This is a genomic window from Klebsiella ornithinolytica NBRC 105727 = ATCC 31898 (genome assembly GCF_001598295.1).
Taxonomy (GTDB): domain Bacteria; phylum Pseudomonadota; class Gammaproteobacteria; order Enterobacterales; family Enterobacteriaceae; genus Klebsiella; species Klebsiella ornithinolytica.
The window spans coordinates 1-16,086 of the sequence record NZ_BCYR01000022.1 but is presented as its reverse complement, the minus strand read 5'-3'; the positions used below and the strand labels follow the sequence as shown (position 1 = coordinate 16,086).

Annotated in this window: 16 protein-coding genes and 2 pseudogenes; 9 read left to right on the top strand and 9 right to left on the bottom strand. The window is 52.9% G+C overall.

The window, feature by feature from the left end; all coding sequences use genetic code 11:
* Window positions 1-173: 173 nt before the first annotated feature.
* Window positions 174-1,034 (top strand): annotated as a pseudogene (gene umuC, locus ROR01S_RS24355) (translesion error-prone DNA polymerase V subunit UmuC); the annotation flags it as partial.
* A 93-nt stretch (window positions 1,035-1,127) separates the two neighbouring features.
* Here umuC and ROR01S_RS24350 read toward each other — a convergent pair.
* Entirely contained in the window at window positions 1,128-1,358 is a 231-nt protein-coding gene (locus tag ROR01S_RS24350; protein WP_032743917.1) for a plasmid partition protein ParG, read from the bottom strand.
* Window positions 1,359-1,407: 49 nt separating this feature from the next.
* On the bottom strand, window positions 1,408-2,028 hold the full coding sequence (locus ROR01S_RS24345) for an AAA family ATPase (RefSeq protein WP_032743918.1): 621 nt from the start codon (window positions 2,026-2,028) through the stop codon (window positions 1,408-1,410).
* Between the two features lie 729 nt (window positions 2,029-2,757).
* Between ROR01S_RS24345 and ROR01S_RS27845 the strand changes: the two genes are divergently transcribed.
* Window positions 2,758-2,889: a hypothetical protein gene (locus tag ROR01S_RS27845; RefSeq protein ID WP_318652363.1), complete on the top strand. Its 132-nt coding sequence runs from the start codon at window positions 2,758-2,760 to the stop codon at window positions 2,887-2,889.
* A 342-nt stretch (window positions 2,890-3,231) separates the two neighbouring features.
* A complete protein-coding gene (locus ROR01S_RS24340) occupies window positions 3,232-4,221 on the top strand; it encodes an Rpn family recombination-promoting nuclease/putative transposase (protein ID WP_020804955.1) in 990 nt (329 codons plus the stop codon).
* Between the two features lie 144 nt (window positions 4,222-4,365).
* Here the strand turns inward: ROR01S_RS24340 and ROR01S_RS24335 are convergent, their stop codons facing one another.
* From ROR01S_RS24335 to ROR01S_RS24325, 3 genes are read right to left on the bottom strand one after another with little or no spacing between them, the layout of a single operon-like run.
* The gene (locus ROR01S_RS24335) at window positions 4,366-5,142 is read right to left on the bottom strand and encodes a site-specific integrase (RefSeq protein WP_032426116.1); all 777 of its coding nucleotides are present in this window, start codon (window positions 5,140-5,142) and stop codon (window positions 4,366-4,368) included.
* A gap of 2 nt (window positions 5,143-5,144) precedes the next feature.
* The gene (locus tag ROR01S_RS24330; RefSeq protein WP_009654830.1) at window positions 5,145-5,912 is read right to left on the bottom strand and encodes a hypothetical protein; all 768 of its coding nucleotides are present in this window, start codon (window positions 5,910-5,912) and stop codon (window positions 5,145-5,147) included.
* 39 nt (window positions 5,913-5,951) lie between these two features.
* Window positions 5,952-6,302: a hypothetical protein gene (locus tag ROR01S_RS24325; protein WP_009654828.1), complete on the bottom strand. Its 351-nt coding sequence runs from the start codon at window positions 6,300-6,302 to the stop codon at window positions 5,952-5,954.
* Between the two features lie 567 nt (window positions 6,303-6,869).
* Between ROR01S_RS24325 and ROR01S_RS24320 the strand changes: the two genes are divergently transcribed.
* From ROR01S_RS24320 to ROR01S_RS24295, 6 genes and pseudogenes are all read left to right on the top strand, one after another.
* A complete protein-coding gene (locus ROR01S_RS24320) occupies window positions 6,870-7,139 on the top strand; it encodes a hypothetical protein (RefSeq protein ID WP_047718101.1) in 270 nt (89 codons plus the stop codon).
* Window positions 7,127-7,702, top strand: a complete 576-nt coding sequence (locus ROR01S_RS24315) for a hypothetical protein (protein ID WP_020317495.1) — start codon at window positions 7,127-7,129, stop codon at window positions 7,700-7,702. The genes ROR01S_RS24320 and ROR01S_RS24315 overlap by 13 nt, the downstream gene beginning before the upstream one ends.
* A 30-nt stretch (window positions 7,703-7,732) precedes the next feature.
* Window positions 7,733-8,227: a hypothetical protein gene (locus ROR01S_RS24310; RefSeq protein ID WP_060707159.1), complete on the top strand. Its 495-nt coding sequence runs from the start codon at window positions 7,733-7,735 to the stop codon at window positions 8,225-8,227.
* A gap of 43 nt (window positions 8,228-8,270) precedes the next feature.
* A complete protein-coding gene (locus ROR01S_RS24305) occupies window positions 8,271-8,639 on the top strand; it encodes a hypothetical protein (RefSeq protein WP_049077904.1) in 369 nt (122 codons plus the stop codon).
* Between the two features lie 33 nt (window positions 8,640-8,672).
* On the top strand, window positions 8,673-8,876 hold the full coding sequence (locus ROR01S_RS24300; RefSeq protein WP_049077905.1) for an HHA domain-containing protein: 204 nt from the start codon (window positions 8,673-8,675) through the stop codon (window positions 8,874-8,876).
* A 151-nt stretch (window positions 8,877-9,027) separates the two neighbouring features.
* Window positions 9,028-9,477 (top strand): annotated as a pseudogene (locus tag ROR01S_RS24295) (MFS transporter); the annotation flags it as partial.
* Window positions 9,478-9,560: 83 nt separating this feature from the next.
* On the opposite strand, the gene ROR01S_RS24290 reads toward ROR01S_RS24295, so the two are convergent.
* The 4 genes from ROR01S_RS24290 to glgA form a co-directional block, all read right to left on the bottom strand.
* On the bottom strand, window positions 9,561-10,130 hold the full coding sequence (locus ROR01S_RS24290; RefSeq protein ID WP_032743937.1) for a helix-turn-helix domain-containing protein: 570 nt from the start codon (window positions 10,128-10,130) through the stop codon (window positions 9,561-9,563).
* 146 nt (window positions 10,131-10,276) lie between these two features.
* The gene (pgm, locus tag ROR01S_RS24285) at window positions 10,277-11,920 is read right to left on the bottom strand and encodes a phosphoglucomutase (alpha-D-glucose-1,6-bisphosphate-dependent) (RefSeq protein ID WP_032743938.1); all 1,644 of its coding nucleotides are present in this window, start codon (window positions 11,918-11,920) and stop codon (window positions 10,277-10,279) included.
* Between the two features lie 104 nt (window positions 11,921-12,024).
* Window positions 12,025-14,472, bottom strand: a complete 2,448-nt coding sequence (glgP, locus tag ROR01S_RS24280) for a glycogen phosphorylase (RefSeq protein ID WP_064359953.1) — start codon at window positions 14,470-14,472, stop codon at window positions 12,025-12,027.
* 18 nt (window positions 14,473-14,490) lie between these two features.
* Window positions 14,491-15,924: a glycogen synthase GlgA gene (gene glgA, locus ROR01S_RS24275; protein ID WP_004197677.1), complete on the bottom strand. Its 1,434-nt coding sequence runs from the start codon at window positions 15,922-15,924 to the stop codon at window positions 14,491-14,493.
* Window positions 15,925-16,086 lie beyond the last annotated feature (162 nt).

The window sequence follows — 16,086 nt, the reverse complement described above, 5'->3', positions numbered from 1 at the left end:
GCACGATGTAAGCAAGTTCCGCTTCTGGCACACAACGGATGGTGACTGAGCGTTCGCCTATTTATAACTTGCTAACTAAAGCATCCCTCCAAGAACTAACACGCAGAAAAAGTTAGTAATTAAATATATATTTAAAACAATCATTTAAATATTACTAACTGTTAGTGGCATTCAGATACAACGACGGCTGCGTTATCGCCCGCTCAAAAGAAGCGAAACGTCTTGGTATTCAAATGGGGGTGCCGTGGTTCCGGCTGAAGGACGCGCAGTTCCCTGAGAAGCTGCACGTGTTCTCCAGTAACTATGAGCTGTACGCCTCGATGTCCGCCAGGGTGATGACTCATCTGGAAGAGCTGGCGCCACGCGTGGAACAGTATTCAATCGATGAAATGTTTCTGGATATCCGGGGCATCAACAGCTGCATTGACTTTGAAGACTTCGGCCAGCAGCTGCGTGTCCATGTTGGCAACGGTACGGGACTCACCATCGGTGTCGGTATGGGCCCTACCAAAACGCAGGCGAAGTCAGCCCAGTGGGCTTCAAAAGAATGGCCGCAATTTGGTGGCGTGCTGGCCCTGACCCCGGGCAATCCCCGCCGGACGGAGAAACTGCTCTCACTGCAGCCGGTGGAAGAAATCTGGGGCGTGGGCCGGAGAATTTCGAAGACGCTGGGGACAATGGGTATCACCAACGCGCTGCAGCTGGCGCGCGCGAATCCGACCTTCATCCGGAAAAACTTCAATGTGGTACTGGAGAGAACGGTTCGTGAACTGAACGGAGAGCCGTGCATCTCGCTGGAAGAAGCGCCCCCGCCCAAACAGCAGATTGTCTGCAGTCGTTCTTTCGGAGAACGCGTCACAACGTATGAAGCCATGCGTCAGGCCGTCTGCCAGCATGCAGAACGCGCAGCAGAGAAGCTGCGCGGAGAGCACCAGTACTGCCGGCATATCTCGGCTTTCATTAAAACGTCGCCGTTCGCCATCAACGAGCCTTATTACGGCAATCTGGCAACAGAGAAACTGATGACACCCACTGGACACGCTTTACTGCCCGAACAAGACGTCAGCGGCATCACCCGGCATTGACTTCATTTAAGCAGTGAAATTCTATCACTGCTTAGATCTCAATTATTCATTTTCTTTAAGCCAGTCATCTACAAGCTTGCTAATCACATCCGTTATTGAAGTTCCATTTCTCGCGCAAGCAGCTTTAAATCTGGTATGTTTCACCTCATCAAAATTGACGTTAACACGCTTGCTCTTACCTGATGAAGCTGGAGTAGCGACCACTCTTTCAAGATCTCTATTCTCACCAAAGGTCATTTTTTTACTACCACTATGGGCCTTTTCAAGAGCCATAGACTCCCCCTTTTCATTTACTCATTTGAGTTTATAAGTAAAAGTGTAATTACTCAAAAACTTTAACTATTTCTTTTGTAAGGATTTCCACTTCACCTTTAGCGGCCCCATCATTAGATTCAAATACACTGTCACCATCCAGAATTGACTTAACATAAATTTGGCGTTGAGTAATTGCCGTTCGGAATGGTTTGACACCAGTGTCTTTAATGCTTTCTTTTAAAACATTTAGCATGGTTGCCTGCTCGATTTTTCGAGTTATGAGAAAACGAGCTTCTACTTTCCGGCTATATGCCTGAGCTTCAAGGACTGTGACAACGCTTCCCGCTGCGGAAAAATCAAGTGGGCTGGGAGTAACCGGAATGATAACTAAATCGCTGACCATTACTGCAGCAGAAGTAATTACAGAAAGCGAACCGGCGCCATCAACTATGGCGAAGTCGTATTCAGCAAGATCTTTCCTGATGCCATAAACATCTTTCTCAGACGCAGCCGTGAACACATCAAATGCGGCTTTGCCTGATTTACTCCAGTTAGTCAGACTCATCTGTGGATCTGTATCCACAACGGCGATGTTGTATCCTGCACGAGCCATTGCTGTACTAACGTTAATAACTGCGGTGGTTTTACCTGAGCCACCCTTCGGATTAAGGAAAGAAACAACCTTCATACTCATAACCCCACTTGTGTTTTTACTCAATTACTCCTATGAGTTTTTGAGTCTACCATTATATTAATATGAGCAAAAGCAAAAACACACATAAACTCAAAAGCTCAAAAGCTCAAAAGCTCAAAAGCTCAAATGAGTATAAAACTAAATGTTGAGGTTTGAGATCTCATAGCCTACCGCTTCGAACGATAACATTAGGTTATGGGTTCTTCCTCCGCTTACGGTTTAATGCGACCAGACGATGACTGTTTCAAGAGCTCGTTCAGATGAATGACTAAGAACAGGAATAACTGTTAGTAGTAAAAATGATCTTTTTTTAATCGTATAAATTTACATTTAGCGCAAGCGCCCTTCACTTGTACTCTGACATTTTTACTTTGTTCTGAATCAATAAAATCGCGATTATTAGGAATGCGTTACAGTAATAAATTAACCCATAATTGGGGTCAAGGCAGCGGATGATAAGACTTCAGGCGGGTTTAGATGTAAAAAAGCCCGACTGGTGATCGGGCTTTTTTACATCCAAAACTAAGCTGGTACTCAGATCTGGAATGGAACTATCTTTAACTGACGGTTGAATGATACCCCCCACTCTTTACTCTGATCAATCTGATTTACAAGAGCCAGCTAACACATTGATTAGACTCTGGCTGACTAACAGGTGGTGCTGAGTCAGTACCATTACCTGAGTGGAACTATCTTTAACTGACATTAAAGATTAAAAACCGAATGACAGAGTGGAAGGGTTCATTCGGTGTTCTACTCTCCAGAAAAGGAGAGAAAATGGAGACTCTTACAAAAGTCATCCAGACTCTGAAAGCGCTCATTGTGCTTTTAGAGTTAATTCGCTGGTTCTTCTAACAACCAGCTCACCCAAGAGCCAGGATTCCCTGGCTTTTTTATTAACCAATCCTAGATCGCTCGCCAATATGTAACATTAGGGTATACGTCAACGATACCGGGAGCTTCCTCCGCCTCCGGACTGATGTGACCAGATATGTGAGGCCATAAACGGCAAGACCACTTAAATATCTTCAGAGACGTCTGTAACTGTAGAGTGAATGGTATGCCAGGGAAGAGGAGAGGGGGACAGAACCACCCCGGCACTGCCCCCCTCGGAAGAAACAGAAAGTCCCCTCCACGCGAATGTTAGCATTTTTTGCCTGTGATATTATGACAACGTTATTTTCAGAGCATGGACCGATGAAAAAGAAAACCACCACGCCCACACCCCACGATGCGACATTCAGGCAGTTCCTGACGCAGCCGGAAATAGCCCGGGATTTTATGGAGCTGCACCTCCCGGCAGAACTGCGTGCCATCTGTGACCTCACGACGCTGAAGCTGGAATCCGGCTCGTTTGTTGAGGATGACCTCCGCCAGTATTTCAGCGACGTTCTCTATAGCCTGAAAACCGCCGGCGGCGACGGCTACGTTCACGTGCTTATTGAGCACCAGTCGTCGCCGGACAGGCACATGGCGTTTCGCCTTATACGTTACGCAGTAGCCGCCATGCAGCGCCATCTGGAAGCGGGCCATAAGAAGTTGCCCCTGGTGATACCGGTCCTTTTCTATACAGGTAAACGCAGCCCCTATCCGTACTCCACCCGCTGGCTGGATGAGTTTGACGACCCCGTGCTGGCAGGCAACCTCTACAGCAACGCTTTCCCGCTGGTTGATGTGACCGTTATTCCGGATGATGACATCGCCGGCCACCGCAGTATGGCCGCCCTGACTTTACTGCAGAAACATATTCATCAGCGCGACCTCGCTGAACTGGTTGACCGTCTGGCGCCCATTTTGCTGGCCGGATACCTGTCTTCATCCCAGGTCATATCACTGGTACACTATATCGTGCAGGCAGGCGAAACAGCCGACGCCGAAGCCTTTGTACGCGAACTGGCACTGCGTGTGCCGCAACACGGGGACGCACTTATGACCATCGCACAGCAGCTTGAGCAGAAAGGTATTGAGAAGGGTATCCAGCAGGGAATCGAGCAGGGGCTCGAGCAGGGCATCCAACTAGGTGAACAACGTGGTATTGAAAAAGGCCGCAATGAAGGAAAACTGGAAGGCAAACTGGAAGGCAAGCTGGAAGTTGCCCGTACCATGCTCAGGAGCGGCATTGACCGCAGTACCGTGATGAAAATGACCGGTCTGACTGAAGACGACCTGGCGCAGATCCGCCACTGATTCTTCCCTCCTGAGAACGCGTTTACTGCCCGGATGAGGCAAAATACCTACCCGGCATTTCATTCTGAACCCCTTGTCTGTTCAGAACTCGCTTCTGGACAGACAAGGGGTTGGACAAGCCTGCTGCGCGTCAGCCTGTAGCCGTTAAATTCGTTCTTTCAGCATCGCCACCGCCTCGGCCCCCGGCATCTGGAACTGAACCCGGTGACGTGCCGCCACATCGAGCGCAAACACCTTCGTGTAGACCTCCGTTGAGCTCACTGACTTGTGGCCCATCAGGCTCTGCAGGACCTTCAGCGGAATGCCGGCATACAGCATGTGCATGGCGTAACTGTGCCGGAACGTGTGCGGTGTCACCGGTATCGAGAATGTGACGCCATCAGCAGCAGCTGCATCAACGGCTTCATTCAGCCAGGTGCGTACGGTACGGTCGGTAATCTCCCAGATGCGGGCCTTCTCGGTTCGGCCGGTCCGCTTGTTGCGACGCTCGAGAGGAATTTTCAGCGTGGCCACCATCATCTGCAGCTGGCTGACGTACTGGTGATCGGATAGCGGAACCAGACGATGGGCCTGATTGCCGGCGGGCGCTCTCCCGGCCGTTCTCGCCGCTTTTTCCGCACGCTGTTTGAGCGTGGCCAGCTGCACAAACGGATACGGCGGTGCCAGTGAAAAATCCCCCCGCGTCAGCGCCAGCGCTTCGTTAATGCGCGCGCCGGTGTTCCAGAGCGTCGCCAGCAGCATCTTGCGATGCAGATCGGGCACATAGTGGAGCAGGGCGCTGATTTCCGGCGCCAGCAGGTATTTCGGCAGTTCGTCCTGAACAAGGGCCATCTGGCGCAGGGCGAGGGCCGCGGGATAATCGATGGCCACTGGCAGCTGTAAGGAATGTCCCTGGTGAGAAACAGCCGGAAGGGATGACATTATCATGATGGTGTTCCTGCAGGGGCTGAATCATTATTACCGGACTGTTTCCGGATATGAAACGCTGCTATCGCGCGCTGATTAAGGATAGTTATCTTGGCCCGACGTTTACGCTCCTGCCGCCAGATCGACCAGAGAGCAGGCTGTGCCGACCAGGGCGTTGCATCGAGGCGGGTTGCAGGGAGTTGTGCGAGGTTTCTCAGCCGCCGGGAAAGAATAATTGTTTTCAGTCCAAGCCAGGCATACTGATAGCGACGCTCATAAAACGTATCAGAATAGTCAGGTGGATCATCATGTTCAGCTGCTGAACTGACAGCCCTGTCAGCACCGTTCTGCAATACGGGCAACTCGCGGATACGGTACATAAGATGGCGGGGCAGGACTCGCCAGTCACCTGAGATAGCACTAAGACTGAGGTCTTCCGGTACCACTGAAAACCGGGTAATACCGTCACGATCTTCATAACCGGCATCCGTGGCAACTCTTGCACAGTGCTCAGCGAAACGTTCAAGGTGGAAGACCAGCTCCGTGGTGATGTAAAGAAGTTCTTTCTGCTGTTTATCCTCAGACAGTTGCTGCTCATGGCGCAGTCGCTCCGCTGCCGCAGTCGCTTCTCGTTCCCGGGCGTAACGGTGATTCACCCTGCTCACCAGTAAAGCCACGCCGCCAGCCAGTACACCACCGGCTAGGGTTGATATCACCGGCATCCATGCAGAAAACCCCTGCACAACTGCTTTAACTTGTTCTGAATCTGTCATGACATCTGACATGATTGTTCCTTAATGTGAAATCCCGCCCTCTGTCCTTAGTCAGCGGCCGGCAGCCAGCTCTTCAGCAAGCTTCACAAACCCTTTGTGCTCAGTCTGCAGGTAATGACTGTAAATCCGGGCATCACGTTCTGTCAGCCCGGATGAATTACCGGTGAAGTAGCGCTTCAGCACCGTAATACAGTGGCTGTAGGTATCGAGATCATATTCCCAGTCGCCCAGTTCGCCGGCCGCATCCAGTTCCTTGCGGAACAGTTCATACTTGCGGACCAGAATGTCGAGGCCGAGATTTGTAGCAGCATAAGTATTACTTTCACCAGGTGAAGAAATCGCGTTACGGATTTTTTCAAAAGCATAACTGAAATCATTTCTCTCATTGAATGCAGTAAACATGTCCTTTCCTCAGTTGAATAGTTAGCCGTGCAATTTTACCACACCTCAATCATCGTCAGATGAGTGCCACTCTGTTGAGAAAGTGACTTTCACAACAGTTAATTTCAAACACTGAAATAATAAGCAGCCATATAACCACGCCGTTAAATTACCGGATGCCCATTCCGACCTGATCCGACTTTTCTGTTATTCCGCAGTTTCCGGAAGTGTACCACGCACACGAAATAACCACATCGCCCTTTAATGGGGGTGATCGGGCGGTCACGGGGCAGGGGAGGAACACAACATATAGAAGAAAACGCAGCTGACGGAGTGGCACATCTTGTGTCAGTGGGTCGCGGCGCGCCAGAGAGGGCATGGAGATCCGGAACAGCCAGAAACCGGATCTGCGCGGCGGGAAACCGGTAAGTGATATGATAATTAAGTCACACTCACAAAATCATACTTGATATGATATTTATCATTAACCGCATAATAATATCTGATATGATGTTTAAATGATGAGTAATAAATCATATATGATATGATTTATCTTCTTTAATCACATAACCAGACGGAGCGTGCAGGATGGATGAGAAAGTATTCTTTCACCTGAGTTATGAAACCATGCTTGGCGACACGGAAGATTTTATTAACGCGTGTCTTGAACGGGCAAACCGTGCGGACTGCAATGATGCCGATGCGGAGATTGCCTGGGCACGCAGCGCGATCGAACTCTGGTACCACCTGGCGATGGCGGGCCGTGCCCCGGAAGACGTCGCCGACAGGGACCATCTGCGCCTCACCGGAATGCTCCTGCGCGCTCCCACAGCAGAACAACGTTCATGGCAGCAGTAACAACCTCCCGCAGGCCGTCGCCGCTGCAGCGACGGGTACTGATTGTGCTGGCCGCCCTCGATGCGAAACGTCCGGGGCCGGTGGCGACGCGGGATATCGAGCGGGTGCTGGAGCAGGGCGGGGACGCCCCGGTGTACGGACCGAACCTGCGCGCCTCCTGCCGGCGCATGGAAGCCGCGGGCTGGCTGCGCACCCTGCGCGCGCCGAACCTGCAGCTGGCCGTCGAGCTGACGGAGGCCGGTCGCGGCATTGCAGAACCGCTCTTCCAGGCAGAACGCGAGGCTGAAACGGCACGACAACGACTGACCGACGTCCGGCGTCTGCCGTTACGCCAGACGGCTGCCGGTGACGCGGTGGAGCTGCAGCTGGATGACGGCCATTACACCATCAGGGAAGCGGCCTACGTGATCCGTCTGGACGGTACCACCTGCCTGCAGCTGACGGATGCCGGCGGCATACGCCGGATAAAAGAGGGCGATCCCCTGCAGGTGGCCAGCTGGTATCAGGCCTGTTTTGATGCAGGCCTGCCGGTCATCGTTCAGGTGAATGAGAGCCGGGACTGATCGCCACCACACAAGGAACAGGAGCATAAAATGAAAGTCACTGAACCCGGGCTGAATACGCTGATCGATAACCTGAACACCCTGATTTGCGAGGACAGCCTGCTCACGCGCAAGGAGCGTGAAACGCTGGTACTGGCCGTCGCTGCCATCGGCGCCATGAAAGCGCGCGTCGGCTTGAAAAAAGGCGAAGCGCCGGCCGTTGCCAGACGGGAAAAAAGGGAGAAAAAAGACCGCCAGCCTGATCCGCGTTTTCCGCGAGCCGGTCATCCCTGGCAGGAAGACGAAAAAACCTTACTGAGTGATGCGCTCGATTCGGTACCGGACGAAGAGATTGGCAAGCATCTGTTCTGGCTTTCCGAGAAACTGGGCAGAACGCCTTTCAGTGTTGCTTTCCAGATCGCGGCAATCAGGGAGCTGCAGGACGGCTGGGAGGAGCAGTTCAGGGAGATTTCGGATAAAATTCGCTTGTCCGGCCTGAGCATCAGTGATTATCTGAAGCAGAACGGCACGGGCCATAACGCCTGAAGAAATTTGCGTTACAGAAAAATTATATAACTGAGGGGCAGTGATGAAAACAGCGATATGGGTGGTGGTGTATTTCACGATGTGTTTTCTGCTTTTCACAGGATGGATGTTCGCCTTCGCGCAGTATGCGCCCTATAACGGGCAGGAGCACGCGTTCTCTCTGACGTATCTGCTTAATTTATTTTTTCTTCACGTTGTGATGGTACCTTACTACGAGTTCTTTCAGACTGAACCATACAGCAATGCATTAATGAGTCTGGCAGATGAATCCGGTCAGATGATACGTTTTCATCACGTGGTACCTGTTCTCCGGATATATAGCCTGTCCGCACTCTTAACTTTTGTGGGTTACATCATATATGCAAAATGGTTCACTCATAACCGGCTGAAAGAAATGCATCTTCCAGAATGATATTACCGGGACACCTCAGGATATAAAAAACCAATGACGAAACAGGAATGGATTTTTCGACTACGGCGCTGTACATCAAAGGAAACCCTGGAAAGGATAATAGAAAAAAATAAATATTCTCTGTCAGATGATGAGCTTGAGCATTTCAATGCCGCGGTTGATCACCGGCTGGCGGAAATGGCAATGGGGAAGTTTTATGATAAAATACCTGCAGGCGTTTGGAAATATGTTAAATAATACAGCCAGCATCAGTCTGTTCGCAGTTATCTCACCTGGAGCGCAATCATGAATATGATATTTGAACTGATTGGATTGTTACTGGTAGTCGGATGCGCATTCTTCACCACTTTTTTCTTAGCCGCTGTAGCAGGCACTATGGTAGTTATTCTTGCTGGAAGCCATCGGAATGGCCGTCATCCCCTTCTTTGTAAACAAGGTGGGAGCGAAAAAAGCGCTGATTGCAGGAGGCATGATCATGATCTGTCGCATTCTGGTGTCAGCAACCTCAGAAAGCCCTTACATCATCTCGCTGATTAAGCTATTTCATGCGATTGAAGTACCGCTGTTTGTGATCTCGGTATTCAAATACAGCGTGTCCAACTTTGATTCTCGCTTATCTTCCACCATCTTCCTCGTGGGATTCCAGATCGCCAGCTCGCTGGGTATCGTGTTGTTATCGATCCCGGTGGGGATGTTGTTTGATGCGTTTGGCTACCATTTTGTATTCTATCTGTTCTCCGCCATCGTCTCGGTGATTCTGCTGTTTGGCGTGGTCTTCCTGAGCAATGGACGTAATACAGGCCCACGCAGTGGTGTGGTGCAAAACGAAACCTTATAATATTAGCGAGGCAATGTCGCCGCTGACATTGCCTTTTTCTTTGTCGTTTATCGATGGATAGTGTATCAGGAAAAATCCATATCTCATTGAAGATGCAAATTTTTCCTGACAAAGCTGTCAATGATGAGGCTTTTGCAACGGTATATTTCACTTATTTTTGTGGCATTCAGTTTATGCAAAATAATATTGACATAAGACTGAACCGTTTTTATGGAGATTAGCAGGCGGCGGGAAATTTCCACCAGCGAGTAGCCATTTAAAATCAGATGGATGATATGCGCTTCTCTTTTGGTAAACGCCAACTTTTCCCTCTTCAGATGAATCCGCATTTTTTTAAAAACCTGCCTTATCATGAGATATTCATTACCTGTTAATTCGGTATCAATGAATACCGCTTCGCGATCTGCCCCCCTCATTCCTGACCGCGGTTTTAATAAAAAGATGATATTGACTGGTGAAATGTGCAGGTGTTTGAGACGCCCGGCATCGCAGGTTTTCAGCTCTGACTCCACAATCACCACATCGCTGTTGCTGAAAGCAATTTCGGTGATCCGGGAAAATAAAACCCTGTTGACGGAGAGGCTGTTGTCGCTAAACATACATTTCAGACCTTCAAGCATGAAATTATTATTGGTAACAACATAGATATTCATAGAGTCCCCGCAGCAATAACCTTTTGCGAATCGTACCGTTCCTTACGTTCTGACAAAGTGACGCCTGGACTGGTGTCGGCGTAGAAGTGAATTTCATCGCCGGTTAACTGTGACGTACCCCGGCTCCCCGGAGTACGTCAGTTGCTCTAATGGTGCGCTGCTAGCACGCTATTTACGATTTCCACCGCTTCTTTCTCGATCTGCTTACGATGTGCTTCACCGAGGAAGCTCTCGCAGTAGATCTTGTAAGCGTCTTCCGTACCTGACGGACGTGCGGCGAACCAGCCGTTGTCGGTCATCACTTTCAGACCACCAATCGATGCGCCGTTGCCCGGCGCGGCGGTCAGACGTGCGGTGATCGGGTCGCCGGCCAGCTGGCTGGCGCTGACCATTTCCGGCGACAGCTTCGACAGCGCCGCTTTCTGTGCGGAAGTGGCCGAAGCCTGCAGACGGTTATAGCTTGGCGCGCCGAAGCGGGCGGCCAGCTCGTCGTAGTGCTCCTGCGGGTTTTTACCGGTGACGGCGGTGATTTCTGCCGCCAGCAGGCACATGATGATCCCGTCTTTGTCGGTCGACCACGGGGTTCCGTCAAAACGCAGGAACGAGGCGCCCGCGCTCTCTTCGCCGCCGAAGCCGAAGCTGCCGTCGAACAGACCGTCAACAAACCATTTAAAGCCCACCGGCACTTCCACCAGCTTACGGCCGAGGTCGTTCACCACGCGATCGATCATCGCCGAGGAGACCAGCGTCTTACCGACGGCGACATCCTGGCCCCACTGCGGACGATGCCGGAACAGGTAGTTAATCGCCACCGCCAGATAGTGGTTCGGGTTCATCAGACCTGCCGGCGTGACGATGCCGTGACGGTCATAATCCGGATCGTTAGCGAAAGCCAGATCGAACTTATCGCGCAGCGCCAGCAGCCCTGCCATCGCGCACTCCGAAGAGCAGTCCATGCGAATGGCGCCGTCTTTATCAAGGTGCATAAAGCGGAAGGTTTGATCGACGTGATCGTTGACGATGGTCAGATCGAGCTTGTAGTGCCCGGCGATACGCTTCCAGTATTCGATACCGGACCCGCCCAGCGGATCGACCCCGAGCCTGAGGCCGGCTTTCTGAATCGCCGCCATATCGACGATATCCGCCAGTCCTTCAATAAACGGCTGCACCAGATCCTGCTCTTTGACATGACCGGATGCCAGTGCCGCGTCGAGGGAGAGGCGCCTGACGCCCTGCAGACCCGAGGCCAGCAGTTCGTTAGCGCGATTCTCGACCACTTTGGTGACGTTGGTATCCGCCGGGCCGCCGTTCGGCGGGTTGTACTTGATACCGCCATCTTCCGGCGGGTTATGCGACGGCGTAATCACGATGCCGTCCGCCAGCGGACCGCCTTTTTTGTTGTGCACCAGGATGGCATTGGAAATGGCCGGCGTCGGGGTAAAACCGTTGTTTTCCTGCACGATAACATCAACGCCGTTGGCTGCCAGCACTTCCAGAACCGAAATAAAGGCCGGTTCGGAGAGCGCGTGGGTATCTTTACCTACGTAGCAGGGACCGGTAATCCCGTTCTTCGCGCGGTCTTCCGCAATCGCCTGAGCGATCGCCAGAATATGCTGCTCATTGAAGTTATGGCGCCCTGCGCTGCCACGATGGCCAGAGGTGCCAAACTTCACCGCATGCTCCGCGTTGCCCGCTTCCGGCTTCAGTACGTAGTACTGCGCGGTCAGCTGAGCGACGTTAATCAAATCACTTTGTTGCGCAGGCTCCCCTGCGCGTTTACTGTCCGTCATTTTTCTCTCCTGTCATATCCGTCAGGCTTATTAATGTGTTCCTGCTGGGTCGCTCACCGATGGTGCCCCCTTTCCCCCGGCGCTCCCGGGGGCGTGAATGTGGCCTAGAGCTGCGTTTTGTCGATATACCAGATCTTTTGCGCATACTCCCGCACCGTACGGTCCGATGAGAAATAGCCCATGTTGGTAATGTTGTGCATTGTTTTGGCGGTCCACTCTTCCGGGGTTCGGTAGAGCGCATCCACCCTGTCCTGACAGTCAACATAGCTGCGGTAATCGGCCAGAACCTGATAGTGGTCGCCAAAGTTAATCAGCGAATCCAGCAGACCGCGATAGCGGTCCGGCTCCTGTGGGCTGAACACCCCGGTCCCCATCTGGGTCAGCGCCTGGCGCAACTCTTCATCATGGTCGTAGTAATCATGCGGCTGGTAGCCGTTGCTGCGCAGCGCCTCAACCTGTTCGGCGGTATTACCGAAGATAAAGATATTCTCCTCCCCCACGTGCTCCAGCATTTCAACGTTGGCGCCGTCCAGCGTGCCAATGGTCAGCGCGCCGTTGAGGGCGAATTTCATGTTACTGGTCCCGGAGGCTTCGGTCCCTGCCAGCGAAATCTGCTCAGAAAGATCCGCGGCCGGAATGATGGTCTGCGCCAGACTGACGCTGTAGTTGGGAATGAACACCACCTTTAACTTGTCGCCGATCTGCGGATCGCTGTTGATGACTTTGGCTACATCGTTAATCAGATGGATTATCTGTTTTGCCGTGTGGTAAGCGGATGCGGCTTTGCCGGCGAAAATCACCACTCGCGGCACCCAGTCGGCCTGCGGGTCAGCCTTGATACGGTTATAGCGGGTGATCACGTGCAGCACATTCATCAGCTGGCGTTTGTATTCGTGAATGCGCTTAATTTGCACATCAAACAGCGCCTTCGGATTAACCACCACCCCCAGCTGGCGGGCAATATAATCGGCCAGCCGCTGTTTATTCGCCAGTTTGGCTTCGCTGACGGCCTGGTTAACCAGCGGATAATCCTGATATTCCCCCAGTTCACTCAGCTGACTTAAATCTGTGCGCCAGGTCTGGCCAATATAACGGTCCAGAACCCCGGAAAGGGACGGATTAGCGGCCGCCAGCCAGCGGCGCGGCGTGACACCGTTGGTGACGTTGGTGAAGCGTCGCGGAAAGATTTTGGCGAAATCGGCAAACAGCGACTCCACCATCAGCCGGGAGTGCAGTTCCGACACGCCGTTAACCTTGTGACTGACCACTACCGCCAGCCAGGCCATCCGCACGCGGCGACCATTGGACTCATCAATAATCGAGGTCCGGCTCAGCAACGCCATATCATCGGGATAGTGCTCCTGCATCGTTTTCAGAAAATAGTCATTAATCTCGAAGATAATCTGCAAATGGCGCGGCAGGATTTTCCCCAGCATATCGACCGGCCAGGTCTCCAGCGCTTCGCTCATCAGGGTATGGTTGGTGTAGGAGAAGACCCGACAGGTCACCTCAAACGCGTCATCCCAGCTGAAGCGGTGTTCGTCAATCAGCAGACGCATCAGCTCCGGGATCGACAGCACCGGATGGGTGTCATTGAGGTGGATAGCAATTTTATCCGCCAGGTTGTCATAGGTTTGATACAGCTGGTAATGACGGGTGAGGATGTCCTGTACCGTCGCCGAAACAAGGAAATACTCCTGACGCAGGCGCAGTTCACGCCCGGAATAGGTCGAGTCGTCCGGGTAAAGCACGCGGGAAACGTTCTCAGAGTGGTTCTTATCCTCCACGGCGGCGAAATAGTCCCCCTGGTTAAATTTACCGAGATTAATTTCACTGCTGGCCTGGGCACTCCACAAACGCAGGGTGTTGGTGGCATCGGTGTCATAACCCGGGATAATCTGATCGTAGGCCACGGCAATAATTTCTTCGGTTTCCAGCCAGCGTGAGTTTTTGCCCTCATGTTGAACACGTCCGCCAAAGCGCACGGTATAGCGGGTTTTATGGCGCTCGAATTCCCACGGGTTACCGTACTCCAGCCAGTAGTCCGGTGACTCCATCTGCCGGCCGTCGATGATGTTTTGCTTGAACATACCGTAGTCGTAGCGGATACCATAGCCGCGGCCTGGCAGCCCCAGTGTGGCCAGGGAATCGAGAAAACAGGCCGCCAGACGACCGAGACCGCCGTTGCCCAGCCCCGGATCGTTCTCCTCATCAATCAGCTCTTCCAGATCCAGCCCCATCCCTGCCAGAGCCGTTTTCACATCCTCATAGATGCCCAGCGACAGTAAGGCATTAGAGAGGGTTCGGCCGATGAGAAACTCCATCGACAGATAATAAACCTGCCGGGCCTGCTGCGAGATCCGCGCCCGATGCGCCCGCAGCCAACGTTCTACCAGCCGATCGCGAACGGCGAACAGCGTGGCGTTGAGCCATTCATGCTTATTGGCAAGTGAGAGATCTTTACCAAGAATAAACATGAGCTTATAAGCGATAGCATGCTGTAGCGCTTCTTCATTCAGACTGGGTGAAATATAACTTAAGCGTGGTTCCATTTTTCTTATCCGTAGCAATTAAATAATACGCTGATACAACTGGTGGAAAGACTTAGCGGCAATTTGCCAGCTAAAATCCATGCTCATTGCCTGACGTTGCACGTACCGCCACAGCGATGGACGGGACCACAGGACAAAGGCCCGGTGGATGGCATGTAATAGTGATTCAGTCTCGCTGTCGGTAAACACAAATCCGCTCGCGATCCCGTCAGCAAGGTTTTCGAGCGAACAGTCGGCGACGGTATCCGCCAGTCCGCCGGTGCGACGAACCAGCGGCAATGTGCCGTAGCGAAGGCCATAGAGCTGGGTCAGACCGCAGGGTTCAAAACGGCTGGGCACCAGGATGACGTCGGCGCCGCCAATCATCTGATGCGACAGCGCCTCGTCGTAACCGATCCGGATACTCACCTGCCCGGAGTATTGCGCCGCAGCGGCAAGAAAACGGGCCTGCAAATCCGGGTCGCCGGATCCCAGTAGCGCCAGCTGCCCTCCCTGCGCAATGATTCCCGGCAGTGCGCCAAGGAGCAGATCCAGCCCCTTCTGGCTGGTGAGCCGGCTCACGACGGTGAACAACAGCGCCCGGCCGTCCTCCTTCAGCCCCAGCGTCGTCTGCAGCTGCTGCTTGTTCTTCGCTTTCTCAGCCAGCGAGTTCCGGTCGTAAGGCGCAGCCAGCAGCGGATCGCGGCGCGGATCCCAGATGCTTTCGTCGACGCCGTTAAGGATCCCCGACAGTCGCCCTTCCCGCTGACGTTGCCGCAGCAACTCTTCCAGACCGAACGCGTACTGCGGTTCGGTAATTTCACGGGCATACGTCGGGCTGACGGTGGTGATATGGTCAGCGAAATAGAGGCCCGCCTTAAGGAAGGAGATCTGTCCTTTAAACTCCACCCCATGCATCTGGAAGAATGACCACGGTAAAGCGATCTCCGCCATATGCCGGGCGAGGAACAAGCCCTGATAGGCAATGTTGTGCACCGTAAACACTGACCTGGCGGGGTTGCCGCGGGCGGCCAGATAAGCCGGCGTGAGGCCCGCATGCCAGTCATGGGCGTGGACGATTTCAGGCCGCCAGAACGGATCCAGACCGCCAGCAAGCTCGGCCGCGACCCAACTCAACAGCGCGAAACGCAGGACGTTATCGGGATAATCCTGCATCTGCGGGTCATGATAAGGATTACCCGGCCGGTCATAGAGATGCGGGGCATCAATCAGATAGATGCCCACGCCGTTAAAGTCGCCAAACAACAGTGTCATCGGCCCGGCGAAGGTCTCCCTGCTGGCCACCACCTGCGGTTCCCCGACTCCGTCGCGGATCGCGGGAAACCCCGGCAGCAGCACGCGGGTATCCACGCCCTCGGCTATTTGCGCCGCCGGGAGAGCACCGGTCACATCAGCCAGCCCCCCCGTTTTCAACAGAGGGAACATCTCCGCTCCTACATGTAAAACTCGCATGGATGCTCCTTAATTATTCAGGCATGAAGGCGACGCGATGCCAATGACGGCAATCACAGCTGCGGCAGCTTTTATTTCCGCCAACGGCTTCATAGTTCAAGTCGGTTCAGCATTTCCTGGGTAACGAGGATGATCCCCTCTTCCGAACGATAAAAACGCTGC